Here is an 18,074-nt window from a genome sequence, read left to right as displayed (position 1 = left end):
CTCTCCGTACCCGGCCTGCTTGACTTACCGCCGTGAGCACCTCGAACGTCCTGCCGGTCCTGCGCACCCCCAACCGATGGGTCGCCTACGAAGCCGCCCAGCGGCTGCTGGGGATCACCGTGCACCGCCGCTCGACGGAGGCCCACGCCTACGCGGAGGAGCTAACGGCGGCGGAGGCCCGGCGGCTGTTCGAGGCCTTCCCCGACCAGGTGTACCCGGGCGCCGGCGAGCACGGCGTCGGGTACGAGGAGGCCCGGCGGCTGCTGGCCGCGGGCGACCCCAGAGTGGACGAACTGGCCCCGTTCTCCTTCCAGTGGGACGAGCGGCCGGTCGGCACGATCGAGGACCGGTTCCTCGGCCTCCTCGGCTCCTCACCCGCCTCACTGTCCTGGAACGGCTTCGCCTGGCCCGCCGTCCCCGAACTCGGCCTGGACGTCCGGGCCAAGGACGCCGGTGTCCAGATCGCCCTCAACAGCCGCGACGTCGACTACGACCGGCCGTCGGACGACCACACGGTGTTCCTCCACTTCCGCGCGGGCGACGTCCGGCGCGCCGAGTGGCTGGCCCGGCACGTGGGGCTGGCCGCCGTCGGCCCGGTGGAGTCGGGCTGGTAGCCGCCCCGGGCACAGACCCCGGCCGCCCGGCGTTGGGCCCGGGCATGACCGGAATACTGGTGACCGGCCCAACCGGCAGTGTGGGCAGGCACGTTGCGGCCACCCTGGCCGAAGGCGGCCACAAGGTACGGGCGTTGGTGTGGGACACGGCCAAGGCCGTGCTGCCCGCCGGGGTCGAGGCCTTCCAGGGCGACCTGACGGCGCCCGAGAGCCTGGAGCCGGCGCTGGCCGGCGGGGTGGAGGCGGTCTACCTGATGTGGCCCGGGCTGCCCGTGCAGCCCCGGGTGGTGGAGCTGATCGCCCGGCACGCCGAACGCGTCGTCTACCTCTCGGCGGACGTGGCGGACCTCGCCGACGACGAGCCCGCCGTGGTCTTCCACCAGGAGATCGAGCGGCTGATCCGGCGGTCGGGCCTGGGCTGGACCTTCGTCCGGGCGATCGACTCGCGGGCAACCTGCTGGCCTGGGCGGACCACGTGCGGGAGGGCGTGGTCCGCTGGCCGTACGGGCGGGCGCGGCGCTCGCTGGTGCACGAGCGGGACATCGCGGACGTCGTGGTGCGGGCGATCACCGAGGACGGGCACGACGGGGCCGGGTACGTGGTCACCGGCCCGGAGTCGCTCTCGCACGCCGAGCTGGCCGGGATCATCGGCGAGGAGCTGGGCGTAGCGGTGCGCTGGGAGGAACTGCCGGTGGAGACGGCCCGCGAGCAGCTGACCGCCGCCTGGGGGAACGCGGCGTTCGTGGCGGCCCGGCTGCGCGCCTGGGAGTCGTTCACGCGCGAGCCGGAGCGGGTGACCGACACCGTGCGCCAGGTGCTCGGGCGTCCGCCGCGCGACGTCCGCAGCTGGGTGCGGGATCACGCGGCGGACTTCCGCTAGGCCGAAGGCGGTGGGCAGTGCGGCGCCCGGGCGCTGCGGCGTCGTCAGTAGCGGACGGCCTTGACCACCACGGGCAGCAGGGTCATGTCCGCCGGCTGCCGGCTGAAGGCGACGGGCTGGGCCTTGCCGTTCGCCGGGACGTTCTCGGCGCCGACGACGGAGCTGTCCACGGTCCTGCCGCTGGTGTCGGTGAAGTCGACCTGGACGGCGTAGGAGGCCGCGGCGGTCCCCCGGTTCTGGATGGTGACGACCACGGCGTGCAGGCCGCCGGTGTTCTGCCGCGCGATGCCGGTGACGGTGACGTCGCCCAGCGCGTTGCCGCCGTCCGTCACCCCGTCGAGCACCGAGGCGGCCTTCTCCCTGGTCATCGCCTGCTGCGCCGAGACGGACGCCTCGAAGGCGGACGCCGCCGCGGCGTTGGAGGCGGTGGCCGCCGCGGACGCCTCCGAGGCCGAGGCCGCCGCGGCGGACGCCGAGGCCAGCAGCGACTCCGCGGCGGAGGCGACGGCGGAGGGCGGCTCGCCGGAGAAGGCGCCCGCGTCGGGCGGGGTGGCGGTGGGCGAGGCCGCCGTACCCGAGGAGCTGCTGCCGCAGGCGGCGAGCACGAGGGCGCCGGCCGCCGCGACGATCAGCGCGACCGTGCGCTGGGGCGTCCACGTCCGGACCGGTCGCCGCTCACCGCCCGGGGCGCGGCCGGGCGGCGGACGGTGGCCGGGTCGGCCGTGGCTGGGGGGACTGTGGAGTTCACGCACCGAGGATCCCTCTCCTGGTCGGGGCGGGGCGGCCGAGGGGCCCGTACGTCCCCATGCTTGGCAACATCCCGCTCCGCAGCGACAGCTCCTGACCCGTCCGAGTGGGCGGGGCCGCGCCGGGGCGGCCCGGTCAGCCGCGCGCACGGGCGGGCGCGCGGGGGCGCGTGGACGACGGCCCCGCGGGGGCGCGGACGGGTCCGGAGGGCGAGGCGTCCTCAGCCGCCGATGGTCAGCACCGCCTTGCCGTGCAGCCGCCGCCCGAGCAGGGCGTCGACCGCCTCGGCCGCGTCGTCCCAGTCGCCGCGCCAGGTGATGCCCGGGTCCAGCTCGCCCGCCGCCACCCGGTGGGCGAGCCAGCCGAGGTCGCGGCCGAGGCCGGTGCAGCCGAGGAGGTAGAAGGAGACCACCGAGCGGTCGTGCCGGTCCGCGTCGCCGAAGAGGGTGCCGAACGCGAAGTCCTCCCCCTGCCCGGAGCTGTGACCGGTGGCGACCAGGGTGCCGCCCGGCCCCAACGCCTGGTAGGCCTCGACCAGTTGGGGGCCGCCGACGACGTCGACCACGCCGTCGACCGGCTCGGCGGCCTCCTTCGGCGAGGCGACCACCTCGTGGGCGCCGAGCCGGCGCAGCAGTTCGCCGTTCCGGTCGGGCGAGCCGGTGGACGCCACGACGTGGGCGCCCGCCGCCCGGGCGAGCTGGACGGCGTAGCGGCCGACGCCGCCGGTGGCGCCGGTGACCAGGACGCTGCGGCCGAGCAGCGGGCCGATACGGTGCAGCGCGCGCAGGGCGCTGGCGGCGGCGACCGGAATGGTGGCGAGGGCGGCCAGGTCGGCCCCGGCGGGCGCGGCGCCGATCAACCCGGTGTCCACCGCCCGCAGTTCGGCCCAGCCACCGGCGGGCATCAGGGTGACCACCGGGGTCCCCGCGGCGGGGCCCGAGCCGTCGGCGGCGGCGCGTTCCACGATTCCGGCGGCGTCCCAGCCGAGGACGGTGCCCTCGGGGGCCATGTCGAGGCCGAAGGCGACCTCGCCGTAGTTGAGCGAGGTCGCGGTGACCCGCACCAGCGCCTGGTGGGGCGCCGGTTCGGGGTCCGGGGCCGTGCCGAGGCGCAGGCCGCCGGGGGCCGAGCGGTCTACCAGGAGTGCGCGCATGGAGGATCCTCCCCATAGATTCTGCCACTGAGTGGCATAAGCCTACAGGTGGCATGACGATCCCCACTAGACTGACCGCGATGACTCCCGAGAAGGCCACCGCCACGGCACCGCGGCGGGGCGCCGAACAGGCCCCCGAGTCCGCGGCCGCCAAGCTCCCGCTGCGCGAGCGCAAGAAGCTGCGCACCCGTCAGGCGCTGATCGACACCGCCCTGGAGCTGTTCGGCGAGCACGGCTTCGACGGGGTGACGCTGGACCGGCTCTGCGAGGCCGTCGAGGTCTCCAAGCGGACCTTCTTCCGCGCGTTCACCAGCAAGGAAGACGTCGCGATGGCGCCCACCCAGGACCTGTGGACGACGTTCCTGGAGGTGCTGGAGAGCCGCCCGCCGGACGACGGCCGGCTGATGACCGTCCTGGAGCGGACCCTCGCCGAGGCGATCGACCGGATGTCGGCCGACGGCTGGGCCGAACGCGCCCTGGCGAGCCGCCGACTGGCCGCCCGGACGCCCTCGATGGACGCCCACGGGCTGGCCTTCTGCGAACGGACGACCCGGGAGGCGGTGACGGCGGTCGACCGCCGGTTCGCCCTCGACGGCCCCGGGGCGGGCGCCGCGCTGCGCACCCGGCTGGCGGTGGACATGCTGGTCGCCGCGTTCCACCAGGCGATGGACGGCTGGGTGGCGCAGCCGTCCGGGCACACCCGCGCGGACCTGGTACGGCGGCTCCGGGCGGCCTGCGCCGAACTGCCGGGCGCGCTCGCGGCGACGGTCGAACCGCGACGGGGCTGAGCGCGGCCCGGCAGGGCGGCGGGGATTGAGCCCGGCCCGGCCGCAGCGCGGCGGGGGTGAGTGGCCCGGCAGGGCGGCGGGGATTGAGCCCGGCCCGGCCGCAGCGCGGCGGGGGTGAGTGGCCCGGCAGGGCGACGGGGGGTGAGCGCCGCCCCGCAGGGCGGCGGGGCTCAGCGCGGCTCTCAGTCCGCGGCGGTGAGCCGGGCGAGGACGAGCCCGGCGACGATCAGCGCCAACGCGGCCGCCCGGCCCGCGCCGAGCGACTCGTGCCGCAGGACGGTCCCGAGCGTGATCGCGCCGACCGTACCGATGCCGGTGAACATCGCGTAGGCGAGCCCGGCCGGGAGGTCGCGCATGGCCCGCGAGAGCAGGTAGACGGAGAGCGCGCCGAGCAGGACGCACAGCGCGGTGGGGCCGGGGCGGGTGAAGCCGTCGGTCGGCTTGATGCTCTGCGACCAGACGACCTCGACCAGCCCGGCGGCGAGCAGGACGAGCCAGGACACGGCCGCCTCACCCCCGCCCGCCGGCGCGCACCCCGCCCGCCCCGGACGCCTCCCGGGCCCCGGACGCCTCGCCCGCTCCGGACGCCTCCCCTGCCTCCGACGCCTCGCGCGCCAGCCGCCGCCCGGCCTCGGCGGCCCCGGCCAGGGCGGCGGCCAGCGACTCCTCGTGCAGTGGGAGCCGTTCGGCCAGCGCCGGGTCCACCGTCGCGTTCGCCAGTTCGGCGCCGATGACCAGGGTGTCCTCGACCGCGTAGTGCCCCTGGAAGAAGTCCACCAGGTAGCGCGTCTGGTGGTCGAAGGGCGCGCGCGGCATGCCCGGCCGGTAGGAGCCGCCCTGGGCGGAGGCGACCACGAAGCGCCGCGGCCGCAGGTTCATCTTCGGGAAGGTGACCTGGTCGATCCAGAGCTTGAGCTGGGCCGGGACGCCGAAGTTGTACATCGGCGAGCCGATCAGGACGACGTCGGCGGCGAGAAGTTCGGCGAGCAGCGGTTCGAGGACGGCCCAGGCCGCGCGCTCGGCGTCGGTGCGGACGGCCTCGGCGTAGCGGCCGGGCTCGACGATGCCCTCGCGGAGCATGGTGTCGCAGATCGTCGTCCAGGCCTCGCCGATCGGCGGCACCGGCTGGGCCGCGAGGTCGCGGTAGGTGTAGCCGCCCTGCGGCGCTTCGGCGCGCCAGGCCTCGGCGAAGGCCGCGCCGATCCGACGGGAGAACGAGCCGCGGCGGGCGCTGGCGTCGAGGTGGAGGAGTTGCGGCATGACGGTACTCCTGGAAGCCGTAAGCGGACACGGCGTCCACTTGACTGGTGCCGATGCTAGTCCCCAAGTGGACGCAGCGTCCACTTGTTAGGATCGGTCCATGCCACCAGCCGAACGCGCCGACGCCGCCCGCAACCGCCTCAAGGTGCTCCGGGCGGCCGAGCAGCTGTTCACGACCCGCGACCCGTCCACGGTGACCATGGAGGACATCGCCCGGGCGGCCGGCGTCGGCCGCGGCACGCTCTACCGCCGCTACCCCGACCGCGCCTCGATCGCCCGCGCCCTGCTGGACGCCCATGAGCACGAGATCCAGGAGCGACTCCTGCGCGGGGAGGGCCCGTTGGGCCCGGAGCCGGCGGCCACCCCGGCCGAGCGGCTGAGCGCCTTCTACTCGGCGATGGTCCACCTGCTGGAGCGCCACTCCCACCTGCTGCTCGGCGCCGAGACCGGCCCGGCCCGACTGGCCACCGGCGCCTACGGCTTCTGGCGCGCACACGTCCGGATGCTGGCCGCGGCGGCCCGGGCCGAGGACCCGGACCTGCTCGCCGATCAGTTGCTGGCGCCGCTCGCCCCGGAGCTGTACCGCCACCACCGCGACCGGGGCGTCTCCCCCGAACGCGTCGAGGCGGGGCTCCACCTGCTCGCCCACCGGATGCTCGGCGACTGAGGCCCCGGGGGCGGCCGAGGCCTGCCGGGCGGGGCGTGCGTTCCGGACGTGCGGGGCGCGCGGGGCGCGCGGGGCGCGCGGGGCGCGCGGGGCGTGCGCGACACCCGCCGGGCCCACCGGGCCCGCCCGGTGGGCGATTTACGCGCCCCGCAGGGAGTCGAGCCAGCTCAGCAGGCGGCCCCCTTCGCGGGTCATGACGTCCGGGTCGCGCAGCGCGTTGGCGAGGAGGGACATGCCCTGGTACCCGGCGACCAGGGTGAGGGCCAGGCCGTCCGGATCGGGCAGGCCCAGCTCGCGGAACTGACCGGCGGCCCAGTCGAGCAGCCGCCGGATCACCGCGCCGGCCTCCGCGTCGAGGTCCCCGTCGGCGCGCTTGTCGAGTTCGACGGCCAGGGTGCCGGTCGGGCAGCCGCGCCGGGCGGCGGTGTCGCGCCGGCCGACCCAGGCCTCGACCAGCGCCTTGAGGCGGTCCAGCGGATCGGGCAACTGCTCCAGTGCGGCGGTGAGTTCGTCCAGGTGCGCGCTGTGCTCGGAGAGTGCGGCGCGGACCAGCTCGTCCTTGGTCTTGAAGTAGTAGTAGACGTTCCCGACCGGGACGTCCGCCTCGCGCGCGATGTCGGCGAGGGTGGTGCGCTCGACGCCCTGCTCGTGCAGCACCCGGGCCGCCGCCGCGGTGAGCCGTCGCCGCTTCTGCGACGCCGCCGTGCGCCGGTTCACTGAGTCAGTCACCCGACTGACTATAGACAGCCGCCCGCGGAGGAGGCTACGGTCTTTCTCAGTCAGCCAACTAACTCAATCCCCAGGGGGCGGAAATGATCACGGTGACGGGCGCGACCGGAAACATCGGACGGACGCTGGTGGAGCTGCTGGCCGGGGCGGGCGAGCAGGTGGTGGCCGTATCCCGGCAGCCGCAACCCGCCCACCCCGCGGCCGGGGTCCGCTGGGCACGGGGCGGGCTCGGCGACGCCGCCGGCCTGCGCCCGGCGCTCGAAGGGGCCCGCGCGCTGTTCGTCGTACTGGGCGGCGAGCTCAACGGCCACGGCGAGAGCCCGGACGTCCTGCTGAAGACGGTCGCGGACGCCGGAGTGGAGCGGATCGTCCTGGTGTCCTCGCAGGTCAGCGCCACGCGGCCGGACGCGCCCTCGCACGCCCGGCTGCGGGAGTTCGAGGCCGCCGTGCGCACCTCCGGGCGGGAGTTCACCGTCCTGCGCCCCGGCGGCTTCACCTCCAACGCCTTCGCCTGGGCCGAGACGGTCCGTACGGAGCGGACGGTCTTCGCGCCGTTCGGCGAGGTGGCGCTGCCCGTCGTCGACCCGGCGGACATCGCGTCGGTGGCCGCGGCCGTGCTGCGCGAGGACGGGCACGGCGGCCGCACGTACGAGCTGACCGGGCCCGAGGCGATCGGGCCGCGCCGGCAGGCCGAGGTCATCGCCGAGGCCCTGGGCGAGGAGGTGGCCTTCGTCGAGCTGTCCCGCGAGCAGGCCCACGCGCACCTGGCACGGTTCATGCCCGAGGAGGTGATCGCCGGGACCCTGGACGTCCTCGGCCTCCCGCTCCCGGCCGAGCAGGCGGTCAGCCCGGACGTGGCGACCGTGCTGCGCCGCCCGGCCGCGCCCTTCCGGGCCTGGGTCGAGCGCAACCTGCCGGCGTTCCGGTAGTGCCGGCCGGCGCCCCGGACGCGCGCCGAGCGCACGGAGCGTGCGCGGCGCGGTGCACGCCCGGGGCGGAGCTCGGCAGGGCTCAGGCGGTGGTCGGCTTCGCCGCCTCGGCGCCCGTCGTGCGGGCGTCCGCCGCCTCCGCGCCAACCGCCTCCGCGTCCGCGCCCGCCGGGGCGGGGACGGCCCGCAGCCGGGGAGCCGGCGGCACGGGGATGACGGCGGCGACGGCGGCCGCGATCAGCGCGACGACGCAGCCGATCACCAGGCCGACCCGGAAGCCACTCTCCGACGGCAGGGCGTGCCCGCCCAGGGAGATGGTCATCTGCGACAGCACCACGCCCATCACGGCGGCGGACACCGAGGTACCCAGCGAGCGCATCAGGGTGTTGAAGCTGTTCGCCGAGGCCGTGGCGGACAGCGGCACCGCGCTCATGATCAGTGCGGGCATCGCGCCGTAGGCCAGGCCCACACCGCTGTTGCAGACGATCGTCACGATCAGCACGCCCCAGGTGGAGCCCATCAGCGGCAGCGCCAGCCCGTACCCGACGGCGATCGTCAGCGCACCGGCGACCAGGGTGAACTTGGGTCCCCGCGCGGTCGACAGCTTGCCGCCCAGCGGGGAGACCACCATCATCATCAGCCCGCCGGGCGCCATCCACAGGCCCATCGCCAGCATGGACTGCCCCAGCCCGTAGCCGGTGGCCTCCGGCAGCTGGAGCAGCTGCGGCACGATCAGCGCCTGGGCGTACATCCCGAAGCCGACCAGGACGGAGGCGGCGTTGGTCAGCAGCACCCGCGGGCGCGCGGTGACCCGCAGGTCCACCAGCGGGTCGCCGACCCGCAGCTCCCAGCGGGCCCAGAGCATCAGGATCGCGGCGGAGGCGGTGAACAGGCCGAGGGTCCGGGTGCTGCCCCAGCCCCAGTCGCCGCCCTTGGAGACGGGCAGCAGCAGGCAGACCAGGCCGACGCTCAGACCGATCGCGCCGACGAAGTCGAACCGGCCGCCGGTGGGGCGGTGGCCGGTGGCGGCGGGAGCCGGGACGACGCTCCAGAGCATGCCGATGATGACGACGGTCAGCACGGCGGTGCCCCAGAACAGCACACGCCAGCTGGCGTAGTCGGCGACGCCCGCCGCGATCGGCAGGCCGAGGCCGCCGCCGATCCCCATGGAGGCGCTGACCAGCGCGATCGCCGAGCCGAGCCGCTCGGGCGGCAGGACGTCGCGCAGCAGGCTGATGCCGATCGGCACCAGGCCCATGCCCATCCCCTGCAGCGCCCGGCCGGCGATCATCGGTACCACCGAGTCGGCCACCGCGCACAGCACCGAGCCGAGCAGCAGCGGGACGCAGGAGGCGATGAGCATCGTCCGCTTGCCCAGGAGGTCGCCGAGGCGGCCGCTGATCGGGACGAAGACGGCGGCGGAGAGCAGGGTCGCGGTGATGACCCAGGAGGCGTTGGACGCGGTGGTGTGCAGGAGTTGCGGGAGTTCGCTGATCAGCGGGGTGACCAGGGTCTGCATGATCGCGGCGACGGTGCCGGTGAAGGCGAGCGTCGCCACGATCGGACCGGTGCGGGCGGTGGGGGCGGGGCCGTTGATGACGGGCCTCCTCGGGCGGTCGGGGGAAGCAGGAGTGTGTGCTTTGCACACCATGTGCAGATAGCACAGCCAGATCAGGCTACACACGATGTGCGCCATGCACATCGTGTGGGTTGCGCACATCTCTGGCATACTGGACGTGATCGACGAAGAACCCGCAGGTCAACGCGGTGATGAAGGGACTTCGACATGGCCAGCCCCACACACGAGGTCGCCCTCGAATTCCTGGTGTTCGCCCGGCACCGCGACCTCAACCAGGTCGACGACCGCCGCCCCGAGGGCAGCCAGCTCGAACGCGGCGCCTACATCCTGCTCAGCCGGGTCGAGGCCCAGGGGCCCATGTCGATCGGCCAGCTCAGCGACGCCTTCGGCTTGGACGTCTCCACCCTCAACCGCCAGACGGCGGCGCTGAAGAGCGTGGGCCTCCTCGACCGCATCCCGGACCCGGACGGCGGCATCGCCCGCAAGTTCCGCCTGACCGAGGAGGGCCGGCGCCGTCTGGACAGCGAACGGGAGGCGCACGTCCGGGCGTTGAACCTGGTGATGGCCGACTGGCCGGACGAGGACATCGCCGGCTTCGCGGAGTACCTGCGCCGCTTCAACACCGGCATCGAACGCCTCGACGGCCGCCCCTGGCCTCGGGGTTGACGGGACGACACCGGAGTCCTCGCGTGCGGCGGCAGACCGTAGTCTTCGCCCGGGTCCACACACGAGGGGAACGTGATGGCGACACTCGACGAGATCAAGGCACTGCTGGGGGCACCCGGGTTCCACTGGTCCGACCCGGCCCCCTGGGCGCGGCTGGAGCGGGAGCTCGGGGTCTCCCTCCCCGCCGACTTCCGGGAGTTCACCGACGCCTACGGCCCGGTGGAGATCAACGAGCAGCTGTACCTGGAGCACCCCGGCCACCCGGTCCGGAACCTGGGCGAGAAGATCCGCGAGTGGATCGAGCACTGGAGCGACGAGGACGACGCGGAGTTCCTCCCCGCCCCGGCCGGCTCGGGCCCCGGCGAGCTGCTGCCGGTCGCCACCGCCACCACCGGGGAGTTCGTCTTCCTGCGGGTCCCGGACGGGCCGTCGGCCCCTTGGGGCATGGGCGTGCTGGAGACGGACACCCTGGAGTACGTCCCCTACGACGAACTGGCCTTCGGCGACTGGCTGCTGGCGTACCTCAGGGGCGAGGACGTCACGGTGCACTCCCACAACTTCGCCCCGGACCAGCCGTTCTACCGCCCGCTGACCTGACGTGACGCGAGCCGGCCTGGCGCCGTGGCAGGGCGGGGTCTCCGGTACGGGCAGGCCCGAGCATGCCCCGCACGACGCGGCCGGGCACCCGCCTGACAAGCGGCTGCCGATCCGCGCGCAGGAAGTCAGCCCGGCCGACTTCCTGTGCAGCGGGTAGGAGCGCGGCTCTGTCCGGACTCCCCCGGCCGAGCACGATCGGCCACCCTGCGCGCCGCGCCGGCGCCGCGCTACCCGGCCGGGATGAGTTCGGCGAGGAGGGCGGGGCCGGACCACTGCGGGGCGGTGCCGGGGGCGGCCGTCTCGGCCTCGCGGACGAGGGCGATCAGCCGGGCGTTGGCGGGGGCGGTGAGGCCGTGGCGCTCGGCGAGGGCGACGATCTCGCCCTGGAGCGAGTCGATCTCGGTGGGGCGGGCCCGCTGGAGGTCCTCCCACATCGAGGAGCGGGCGGTGGCGTCGATCCGCAGGCTGGCCCCGGCCAGCTCGTGGAACTGCGCGTCCGGCAGTTCGAGCACCTGCGGCATCACCTCCGGTGGCACCGGCCCGAGCTGGGCCGGCGCCACCCCGGCGGCCCGGAACGCCGCCAGCGCCTCCCGCTGGCAGCGCGCCACGCACTGCCGGTACGCCAGCTGCCCGACCTGGTCGCGCAGCGGCAGGCCGGAGAGCGCGTTGACCGCGTTGTTCAGGTTCATCAGCAGCTTCGCCGCCTGGACGGCCGGCATGTCCGCCCGCAGCTCCAGCTGCAGACCGCTCGCCCGGGCCGCCCCGGCGAGCGCGTTGGCCCCCTCCTCGTCGGCCAGCATCAGCGACCCGGCACTGCCCTGGTGGAAGGCGGCGGCGCCGGTCCGCACCACGTTGTACGGCACCATGCCGGCCAGCACCCGGTGGGACGGCAGCGCGGCCGCGAGCCCGTCGGCGTTGCGCAGGCCGTTCTGGAAGCTCACCACCACCGTGTCGGGGCCGAGCTGCGGGGCCAGCTCCCGGGCCGCGGTCGCGGTGTCGGCGGACTTCACCGTCACCAGGACGTAGTCGGCGCCGGCCGCGGCCCGAGGGTCGGTGGCGACGGTCAGCTCCCGCACCTCGCGTCGGGCCTCGCCCGGGCCGGTGAGGGTCAGCCCCTCGGCGTCGATCGCCGCCATCGCCGCCGGGCGGCCGATCAGGGCGACCTCGGCGGTCGAGGCGAGCATGCCGCCGAGGTGGCAGCCGATGGAACCGGCACCGAACACGGCGATCCGGAGCCTGCGCTGGGCGGGGGCGGTGGACACGGGGCTGCTCCAGGGCGGGGGCGAGGACGGTGGCGAGGACGGTGGCGAGGTCGGACAGGGGCCCGGAAGGGGGAACGGGACCGGGGAAGCCGGTCAGTCGAAGAGGTCGGGGTCGGAGAGGGTGATCTGGTCCCACAGCGGCCGGGCCTGGAACCAGCCGGCCAGCGAGGTCCCGATCTGGTCGCGGGTGATCAGCGCGGTCTCGCGGTCGATCAGCTTGGGGGTGCCGGCCGCCATCGCGAGCAGCTGCGCCTGGCAGGAGCGCTCCATGGTGACGAACCACCAGACCGCCTCGGCCACCGACTGCCCGACCGTGAGCAGGCCGTGGTTCTGCAGGATCACCGCCTTGTGGCTCGCCAGCGCGGCGGCCACCCGCTTGCCCTCCTCGGTCTCGGTGACGACACCCCGGTAGTCGCTGTACAGGCCGTGGTCCTCGAAGAAGACGCAGGCGTCCTGGGTGATCGGGTCGAGCGGGATGCCGAGGCTGGAGAAGGCCTTGCCGTAGAGGGAGTGCGAGTGCGCGGCGGCGACGGCGTCCGGGCGGGCGGCGTGCACCTGGGAGTGGATCGCGAACGCGGCCCGGTTCACCGGCCGGTTGCCGTGCAGCAGGGTGCCCTCGTGGTCGACCAGGATCAGGTCGGAGGCCTTGATCTGGTTGAAGCTCATGCCGAACGGGTTCACCCAGAACCAGCTCGGGTTCTCCGGGTCGCGGACGGTGATGTGCCCGGCGACGCCCTCCGAGAAGCCGAACCGGCCGAACAGCCGGAACCCGGCCGCCAGTTGCTCCTTGCGGTACTGGCGCTCCTCCTCCACCGAGTCGAAGACCGGCGGCAGCGGCAGGGTCACCCCCTCCGGGGCCGGGCCGACGACGCCGGTCGCCGCGTACGGGTCGGCGGACTGCTGCGGTGCGGACATGGCGACTCCCGGGGCTGCGGCGGTGGACGGGCAGGGCGGATCGAACCAAAGATGCGTTCGAAAGATTCATACCTTTGGGACCAGCCCTGTGGCTATGATCAATCTGATCATCGATCAGGGGGAGGAGCAATGATGCGCAAGGTACTGGCAACGCTGGCAATTGGAGTCGCCACGGGTGCGGCCCTGCTCGGCGGCGCGTCGGCCGCCGTCGCCGGCCAGCTCAACGAGCCCAACCAGTCGGTCGTGGTGCAGCGCAATGAGCCCAACCAGGACGTGGCTCCGCAGCTCAACGAGCCCAACCAGTCGGTCGTCGGCCAGCGCAACGAGCCGAACCAGGACGTGGCTCCGCAGCTCAACGAGCCCAACCAGGACGTGGCTCCGCAGCTCAACGAGCCCAACCAGTCGGGCCGGTGACCGTCCCACAGCTTCGCTACGCCCCACCCGCCCCGGCCCCCTTCCAGGCCCCGGACAAGAGCTTCGGGCAGTTCCTGGAAGAGCAGTGGACAGCCGTCTGCCGGGGCCTGGGGACGCGCGAGCCGGAGATCGCCCGCGTGCTGCGGGACCTGCGGGACGTGCTCAGCCCGTGGGGCGCCCAGCCCATCGGGACGCGGTGCACTCCGCCCTCGTTCGTCTCCTCCGACGGCTTCCCCGCCGAGCTCTCCGTCAGCTGGAAGGCGGGGCGGCCGGAGGTCCGCATCCTGTTCGAGTCGCTGAGCGCCGACCGCACACCGCTCGGATGCCAGGAAGCCGGCCGGCAGTTGACCCGCCGGCTCGCCGATCGGCCGGGAACGAGCATCGCGCGGTACCTCGACGTCGAGGACCTGTTCGTCACGCCCGATCCCGACCGCAACCGGCCCACCGTCTGGCACTCCCTGGCCTGGCAGCCCGGCGAGCGTCCGCACTACAAGGTCTACCTCAACCCGCAGGCGCACGGCCTGGACCGCACCCACGAGGTGATGGCGGAGGCCATGCACCGACTGGGGCTGGCTGCGGCCTGGGAGCCGGTGGGACGGCGCTGCGACGAACTCGCCCGGCGCGGCCACGAGGTGGAGTTCTTCGCCCTCGACCTGGACGGCGGAAGCGCCTCCCGGGTGAAGGTCTACTTCCGCCACCTCCCCATGCCGATGGACGAGTTGGACACGGTGGCCGCACTGTCGCGCCGCCACGACCCGGCGCGGGCGGCCCGCGCACGGGCCGTGATCTACGGGCGGGACGGCGGGATCGTGGACAACGAGCCGATGACCTGCCTGGCGTTCCGGGAGGGTGCGACCGGCCCCGAGGAGGCCAACGTCTACCTGCGGCTGCCCGGTAACGCCCGCGGCGACGCCGAGGCCGCCGAGCGCATCGCGGAGCTGATGCGGATCGAGGGAGTCGACCCGCGCCCGCACGCCGAGGTCCTGAGCCGCCTGACGGCCGGGCTGCCGGAGGGGGACACCGGCGTGCAGGAGCTGTGCAGCTACCGGACCATCGCACCGGGTGTTCCGGCACACATCGGGCTGTACCTGCGCTTCAACACCTATGCGCGGGCGGAGGACTGACTCGACATCGGCGCACGACCACAGCGGGCATCGTGTCCCCCGGCCCGTGCCCGCGCCGGTGACCACGACTGCCTGACGGATGGCGCACATCATCGCCTCCTGCCCCGGCCTGGGTGTATCGCCCCTTACCGGGAATCGGATCGCCGTCAACGGGGTTGGTGGGGGCTGAGCCGTTATTGGAGGGGTCATGCGAGCGATTCAGGTGTACGAAGTGGGCGGTCCCGAGGTGCTGCAGGAGGCCGAGGTGGACCAGCCGCGGCCCGGTCCGGGCGAGGCGGTCGTGGAGGTCGCCGCATCCGGGGTCAACTTCCTCGACGTCTACCACCGCGAGGGCCGGTACAGCCTCCCGCTGCCCTTCACCCCGGGCGCTGAGGGCGCCGGCACGGTCGTCGAAGTCGGTCCCGGTGTCGCGGACGTCGCAGTGGGGGACCGGGTCGGTTGGGTGGAGACTCCCGGCACGTATGCCGAGCGGGCCGTCGTGGACTCCTCCCGGCTGGTGCCGCTGCCCGACGACATCGGCTTCGAGACAGCCGCCGCCGTGCTCCTCCAAGGCATGACCGCGCACTACCTCGTCAAGGACGCCTACCCGGTCCAGGAAGGCGACACGGTGCTCGTGCACGCGGCTGCCGGTGGCATGGGGCTTCTTCTGACCCAGCTCATCACCCATCTCGGCGGCAGGGTGATCGGCACGACGTCGACCACGGCGAAGGCCGGGCTGGCGAAGCGTGCCGGAGCCGCCGAGGTGATCATCTCCTCCGCGGTCGACGATCTCGCAGCCGAGGTGAGGCGGCTCAACGGCGGTCAGGGACTGCCGGTGGTCTTCGACGGCGTCGGCGCGCACACCTTCGACGCGAGCCTCGCCAGCCTGCGCGCCCGTGGCCATCTCGTGCTCTTCGGCGCGGCAAGTGGTGCCGTGCCGCCGTTCGATCCGATGCGGCTCGCCCACGGCGGTTCGCTGACCCTGATCCGGCCCAGCCTCGGGGACTACATCGCCGATCGGTCCGAGCTGCTCCGACGGGCCGCCGATGTGTTCGAGTGGTGCGCTCCAAGGCACTCGAGGTCACCGTAACGGGCCGCTACGCATTGTCCGAGGCCGCCCAGGCCCACAGCGATCTGGAGGCTCGGCGTACCACCGGCAAGCTCCTCCTCGTCCCCGATGCGGCCGCTCTGGGACGCCACGAGGAGACGCAGAGCTGATCCATCACGGCGCCGGGATCTCCCTGTCGGACTTCCCGTCCTCCTCGGTAGCCCACTCCGGCGGCATTGAGGGGGCGTCGCGCTCCGGCTCCGGCCACGAGGTCGGAGCCGGGCCGAAAGCGCGGCGGCAGGCCCGCACCGTCAGAGCGGCGAGGCCCGCGTTGGCGCCGCCGCCGATCACGGCGCCGATGCCGAACGGCGCCACCCGGCCGAGAACGATGATGCCCTGCTTTGTCCCGTACTTCGTGACGAAGTGCCTCCCGAGGATCTTGTTGATCCGACGCAGCGTCTCCATGGGCACTTTGGCGACGACCTGGCGGCCCCAGTGCTGCCCGGTACGCTCGGCCACCTTCGTGATGGTGCCGGCGCCGCTCCCGCCGAGCATGACGCCCATGACGATCGTCCGGCGGCGTTCGAGCTCGTCGATGGGGACGCCGTGGACTTCGGCCACCGAGAGCGCGAAGAGGGCGCTCAGCTCGAAGGAGGAGAGGAACTCGCCCGCCGACAGGGCCAGCGCCACTCCCGTGCCGACACCGGGAGCGGCGGCGACTCCGCCGACCGCGGCACCCGTCCCGGCCAGGGCGCTGACGTACATGCGTTCCAGGTTGCGGATCACCTGCTCCGGGGTCGCCTCCGGGTTCCGCTGCCGGGCGCGGGCGATGTTCTTGCGCACCAGCGGGGTCTGGAGCTCGATGGCCTTGTCCAGGAGATCGAGAACTCTGCTGCCGGGTATGGACGTTGCCGGACCGGGCTGGTCGGTGGCGCCTGTCGCCATAGGGGCTCCTTGGATAGCGAGGTTCCAGGCGAGTCTCCCATCGGCCGGGCGGCGGAGGACCCCTAAGGACCCTCGAAGCGGCAGTGGCACACGTCCCGGCTACGCCTGAACTCGCGGATGAGCGCGAGGAGGTTGATCAGGGTGCTGGCCGGGATGTTGCCGACGTCGACCAGGCGATGACCCCGGAGGTTGATGTCACCGGGGATCGCGGACGGCCAGAGGAGGCCGAACTCGCGGCCCTCGGTCCGGAGTTCGACGATCAGCTCGGCGACCTGGCGCGAGGTGAGGTGGAGCAGGGCCGGGTCGGCGGGGTGGATCGGGTGGTGGGCGCTCACGCGACGCCGTCCAGCTCGAACCAGACGGTCTTGCCGAGGTGTCGGGGGTCGACACCCCAGCGGTGGGTGAGGCCGGCGACGAGCTGGAGGCCCCGGCCGGTCTCGGAGAGGAGGGCGAGGGGGCCCACCTCCGGGGGCAGCGGACTGCGGTCGGAGACCGCGACGCGCAGGGTGTTGGCGCGGTGGTGGATCAGGATGACCGGAGAGGCGGTCTCACCGTGGCGCCAGGCATTGACGATAAGTTCGACCATGGCGAGTTCGGCGTCCGCGATGAGGGAGGGCGGCCAACCGGCACTGGTCATCCCGTCGCGCAGGGCGTCGCGGGAGAGGGTGAGGGAGGGGGAGTTGAGGTCACGCACAGCGTCTCCCGGAGGGGGAAGGGTGAGACCGGCGGATGCGTCGCCGTGAACGAACCCACTGGACATGGGTGTTCTTCGGTGCCCGAGCAGCGTTACTGACGCTCCGCTCGGTGATCGGTGCATCACAGACTGTAGGGCAAGGTGTGGAACAAGTGCCATAGAGTTGGGAACATGTCCTCAAAAAGAGTGGCTGGACTCTCACCGCCGCTGCGGTAGATGCTTGGTCTCATGCCCCAAACTCCGAGCGCACGCAAGCAGCGGATCGGTATCGAGCTACGAAAGATGCGCGATGCGGCCGGCATGACCACCACCGAGGCCGCAGCCGTCCTCGGGCTGAATCGCACGAAGATCACACTCATCGAACAGGGGATGTACGCCATCACCCCCGAGCGAGTGATCGCCCTTGCATCCGAGTACGAGGAAGGCGACGCCGCCTACGTCGACGCGCTTGCGGCGATGGCGGGGGACAAGTCCAAGGGCTGGTGGGAGGACCACCGTGGACTCGTCTCCACTGGTCTGCTTGATATCTCAGAGGTCGAACATCATGCGCACGGACTGGCGACCTATCAGATCTGCCATGTGCCGGGCCTGATGCAGACCGAAGACACGGCCAGGGAGATATTCCGCGAGGTATATCCGCCGCTGCGGCCGCTGAACATCGAGGCACGAGTGGAGAACCGCATGCGCCGAGCGCAGCTCCTCACTCGCAACGATCCCATGCCATACGAGGCCATCGTTCACGAAGCCGCACTCCGGATGATGTTCGGAGGAGCAGCCGTGGCCCGCACTCAACTCGATCACCTATTGAGGCTGTCCGAACTCCCCAACGTGACATTGCGCGTGGTGGAGTTCCGGGCCGGCGGCTTCAAGGGAGCTGGCCAGGCAGTCATGTACGCGCGAGGTCCGGTTCCGCGCTTGGACACCGTGCAGCTCGATTCCATCGGTACACCCACGTTCCTGACCGATGTGAACCAGCTCAAGAACTATCAGGACGTCATTGCGGCGATGAGGGATCGCGCGCTCGGCCCTGCCGAGTCGCGTGACCTCATCTTCCGCATAGTGAAGACCCTCTGAGAGGAATCGT

Annotated in this window: 23 protein-coding genes and 1 pseudogene; 13 read left to right on the top strand and 11 right to left on the bottom strand. The window is 73.2% G+C overall.

Translation table 11 applies throughout. The features are described 5' to 3' along the window. Positions 1–32 precede the first annotated feature (32 nt). The 3 genes and pseudogenes from ACIQI7_RS27910 (at position 33) to ACIQI7_RS27900 (ending at position 1,494) form a co-directional block, all read left to right on the top strand. A complete protein-coding gene (locus tag ACIQI7_RS27910; protein WP_401114826.1) occupies positions 33–614 on the top strand; it encodes a hypothetical protein in 582 nt (193 codons plus the stop codon). Between the two features lie 44 nt (positions 615–658). Further along, positions 659–1,039, top strand: a pseudogene (locus ACIQI7_RS27905) (SDR family oxidoreductase); the annotation flags it as partial. A gap of 62 nt (positions 1,040–1,101) precedes the next feature. After that, positions 1,102–1,494 carry a hypothetical protein gene (locus ACIQI7_RS27900; protein ID WP_401115131.1) on the top strand — a complete coding sequence of 131 codons (393 nt, stop codon included), beginning with the start codon at positions 1,102–1,104 and terminating at the stop codon, positions 1,492–1,494. 44 nt (positions 1,495–1,538) lie between these two features. On the opposite strand, the gene ACIQI7_RS27895 is transcribed toward ACIQI7_RS27900, so the two are convergent. Beyond that, a complete protein-coding gene (locus ACIQI7_RS27895; RefSeq protein WP_401114824.1) occupies positions 1,539–2,246 on the bottom strand; it encodes a hypothetical protein in 708 nt (235 codons plus the stop codon). Positions 2,247–2,461: 215 nt separating this feature from the next. Then, positions 2,462–3,394, bottom strand: coding sequence for a zinc-binding dehydrogenase (locus tag ACIQI7_RS27890; protein WP_401114821.1), 933 nt, complete (start codon positions 3,392–3,394; stop codon positions 2,462–2,464). A gap of 80 nt (positions 3,395–3,474) precedes the next feature. Here ACIQI7_RS27890 and ACIQI7_RS27885 point away from each other — a divergent pair, with 80 nt between their 5' ends. Next, complete coding sequence (locus ACIQI7_RS27885) at positions 3,475–4,182, top strand: TetR/AcrR family transcriptional regulator (protein WP_401114818.1); 708 nt, start codon at positions 3,475–3,477, stop codon at positions 4,180–4,182. A gap of 182 nt (positions 4,183–4,364) precedes the next feature. Here ACIQI7_RS27885 and ACIQI7_RS27880 read toward each other — a convergent pair whose 3' ends face one another. Both ACIQI7_RS27880 and ACIQI7_RS27875 read right to left on the bottom strand, forming a co-directional pair. Beyond that, positions 4,365–4,685, bottom strand: a complete 321-nt coding sequence (locus tag ACIQI7_RS27880) for a DMT family transporter (protein ID WP_387756960.1) — start codon at positions 4,683–4,685, stop codon at positions 4,365–4,367. A 7-nt stretch (positions 4,686–4,692) separates the two neighbouring features. Next, positions 4,693–5,442 (bottom strand): FMN-dependent NADH-azoreductase, encoded by a 750-nt coding sequence (locus ACIQI7_RS27875; protein WP_401114814.1) that lies wholly within the window; start codon positions 5,440–5,442, stop codon positions 4,693–4,695. A gap of 100 nt (positions 5,443–5,542) precedes the next feature. Here ACIQI7_RS27875 and ACIQI7_RS27870 point away from each other — a divergent pair, with 100 nt between their 5' ends. Further along, a complete protein-coding gene (locus tag ACIQI7_RS27870; protein ID WP_401114811.1) occupies positions 5,543–6,109 on the top strand; it encodes a TetR/AcrR family transcriptional regulator in 567 nt (188 codons plus the stop codon). Between the two features lie 138 nt (positions 6,110–6,247). Here the strand turns inward: ACIQI7_RS27870 and ACIQI7_RS27865 are convergent, their stop codons facing one another. Continuing rightward, positions 6,248–6,838, bottom strand: coding sequence for a TetR/AcrR family transcriptional regulator (locus ACIQI7_RS27865; protein WP_401114808.1), 591 nt, complete (start codon positions 6,836–6,838; stop codon positions 6,248–6,250). A gap of 83 nt (positions 6,839–6,921) precedes the next feature. Between ACIQI7_RS27865 and ACIQI7_RS27860 the strand changes: the two genes are divergently transcribed. After that, positions 6,922–7,767, top strand: coding sequence for an SDR family oxidoreductase (locus ACIQI7_RS27860; protein ID WP_401114806.1), 846 nt, complete (start codon positions 6,922–6,924; stop codon positions 7,765–7,767). A gap of 82 nt (positions 7,768–7,849) precedes the next feature. On the opposite strand, the gene ACIQI7_RS27855 is transcribed toward ACIQI7_RS27860, so the two are convergent. Further along, complete coding sequence (locus tag ACIQI7_RS27855; protein ID WP_401114803.1) at positions 7,850–9,487, bottom strand: MFS transporter; 1,638 nt, start codon at positions 9,485–9,487, stop codon at positions 7,850–7,852. Positions 9,488–9,553: 66 nt separating this feature from the next. Here ACIQI7_RS27855 and ACIQI7_RS27850 point away from each other — a divergent pair, with 66 nt between their 5' ends. Beyond that, entirely contained in the window at positions 9,554–10,012 is a 459-nt protein-coding gene (locus ACIQI7_RS27850; RefSeq protein WP_401114801.1) for a MarR family winged helix-turn-helix transcriptional regulator, read from the top strand. A 75-nt stretch (positions 10,013–10,087) separates the two neighbouring features. Continuing rightward, positions 10,088–10,609, top strand: coding sequence for an SMI1/KNR4 family protein (locus tag ACIQI7_RS27845; RefSeq protein WP_401114799.1), 522 nt, complete (start codon positions 10,088–10,090; stop codon positions 10,607–10,609). Between the two features lie 227 nt (positions 10,610–10,836). Here the strand turns inward: ACIQI7_RS27845 and ACIQI7_RS27840 are convergent, their stop codons facing one another. Both ACIQI7_RS27840 and ACIQI7_RS27835 read right to left on the bottom strand, forming a co-directional pair. Next, positions 10,837–11,871: a 2-dehydropantoate 2-reductase gene (locus tag ACIQI7_RS27840; protein WP_401114797.1), complete on the bottom strand. Its 1,035-nt coding sequence runs from the start codon at positions 11,869–11,871 to the stop codon at positions 10,837–10,839. Between the two features lie 93 nt (positions 11,872–11,964). After that, positions 11,965–12,786 (bottom strand): class II aldolase/adducin family protein, encoded by an 822-nt coding sequence (locus tag ACIQI7_RS27835; RefSeq protein ID WP_387756954.1) that lies wholly within the window; start codon positions 12,784–12,786, stop codon positions 11,965–11,967. Positions 12,787–12,918: 132 nt separating this feature from the next. Between ACIQI7_RS27835 and ACIQI7_RS27830 the strand changes: the two genes are divergently transcribed. The 4 genes from ACIQI7_RS27830 to ACIQI7_RS27815 all read left to right on the top strand — a co-directional run bounded on the left by ACIQI7_RS27830 (position 12,919) and on the right by ACIQI7_RS27815 (position 15,521). After that, positions 12,919–13,200, top strand: a complete 282-nt coding sequence (locus ACIQI7_RS27830) for a hypothetical protein (RefSeq protein WP_401114793.1) — start codon at positions 12,919–12,921, stop codon at positions 13,198–13,200. Next, positions 13,197–14,324: a tryptophan dimethylallyltransferase family protein gene (locus ACIQI7_RS27825; protein ID WP_401114790.1), complete on the top strand. Its 1,128-nt coding sequence runs from the start codon at positions 13,197–13,199 to the stop codon at positions 14,322–14,324. The genes ACIQI7_RS27830 and ACIQI7_RS27825 overlap by 4 nt, the downstream gene beginning before the upstream one ends. 187 nt (positions 14,325–14,511) lie before the next feature. Beyond that, positions 14,512–15,393 (top strand): quinone oxidoreductase family protein, encoded by an 882-nt coding sequence (locus tag ACIQI7_RS27820; RefSeq protein WP_401114787.1) that lies wholly within the window; start codon positions 14,512–14,514, stop codon positions 15,391–15,393. Further along, entirely contained in the window at positions 15,360–15,521 is a 162-nt protein-coding gene (locus ACIQI7_RS27815; protein WP_401114785.1) for a zinc-binding dehydrogenase, read from the top strand. The genes ACIQI7_RS27820 and ACIQI7_RS27815 overlap by 34 nt, the downstream gene beginning before the upstream one ends. Before the next feature lie 4 nt (positions 15,522–15,525). Here the strand turns inward: ACIQI7_RS27815 and ACIQI7_RS27810 are convergent, their stop codons facing one another. The 3 genes from ACIQI7_RS27810 to ACIQI7_RS27800 form a co-directional block, all read right to left on the bottom strand. After that, positions 15,526–16,296, bottom strand: a complete 771-nt coding sequence (locus tag ACIQI7_RS27810) for a hypothetical protein (RefSeq protein ID WP_401114782.1) — start codon at positions 16,294–16,296, stop codon at positions 15,526–15,528. Positions 16,297–16,358: 62 nt separating this feature from the next. Then, a complete protein-coding gene (locus ACIQI7_RS27805) occupies positions 16,359–16,631 on the bottom strand; it encodes a hypothetical protein (protein WP_401114780.1) in 273 nt (90 codons plus the stop codon). Then, positions 16,628–16,990 (bottom strand): ATP-binding protein, encoded by a 363-nt coding sequence (locus ACIQI7_RS27800; RefSeq protein ID WP_401114777.1) that lies wholly within the window; start codon positions 16,988–16,990, stop codon positions 16,628–16,630. Before ACIQI7_RS27800 ends, ACIQI7_RS27805 begins: the two co-directional genes overlap by 4 nt. A gap of 228 nt (positions 16,991–17,218) precedes the next feature. Between ACIQI7_RS27800 and ACIQI7_RS27795 the strand changes: the two genes are divergently transcribed. Continuing rightward, the gene (locus ACIQI7_RS27795) at positions 17,219–18,064 is read left to right on the top strand and encodes a helix-turn-helix domain-containing protein (RefSeq protein WP_401114775.1); all 846 of its coding nucleotides are present in this window, start codon (positions 17,219–17,221) and stop codon (positions 18,062–18,064) included. Positions 18,065–18,074: the final 10 nt, after the last annotated feature.

Origin of the sequence: Kitasatospora sp. NPDC092039 (genome assembly GCF_044756065.1) — a bacterium.
GTDB lineage: Bacteria > Actinomycetota > Actinomycetes > Streptomycetales > Streptomycetaceae > Kitasatospora.
This window is presented reverse-complemented; position numbering and strand designations above follow the sequence as displayed.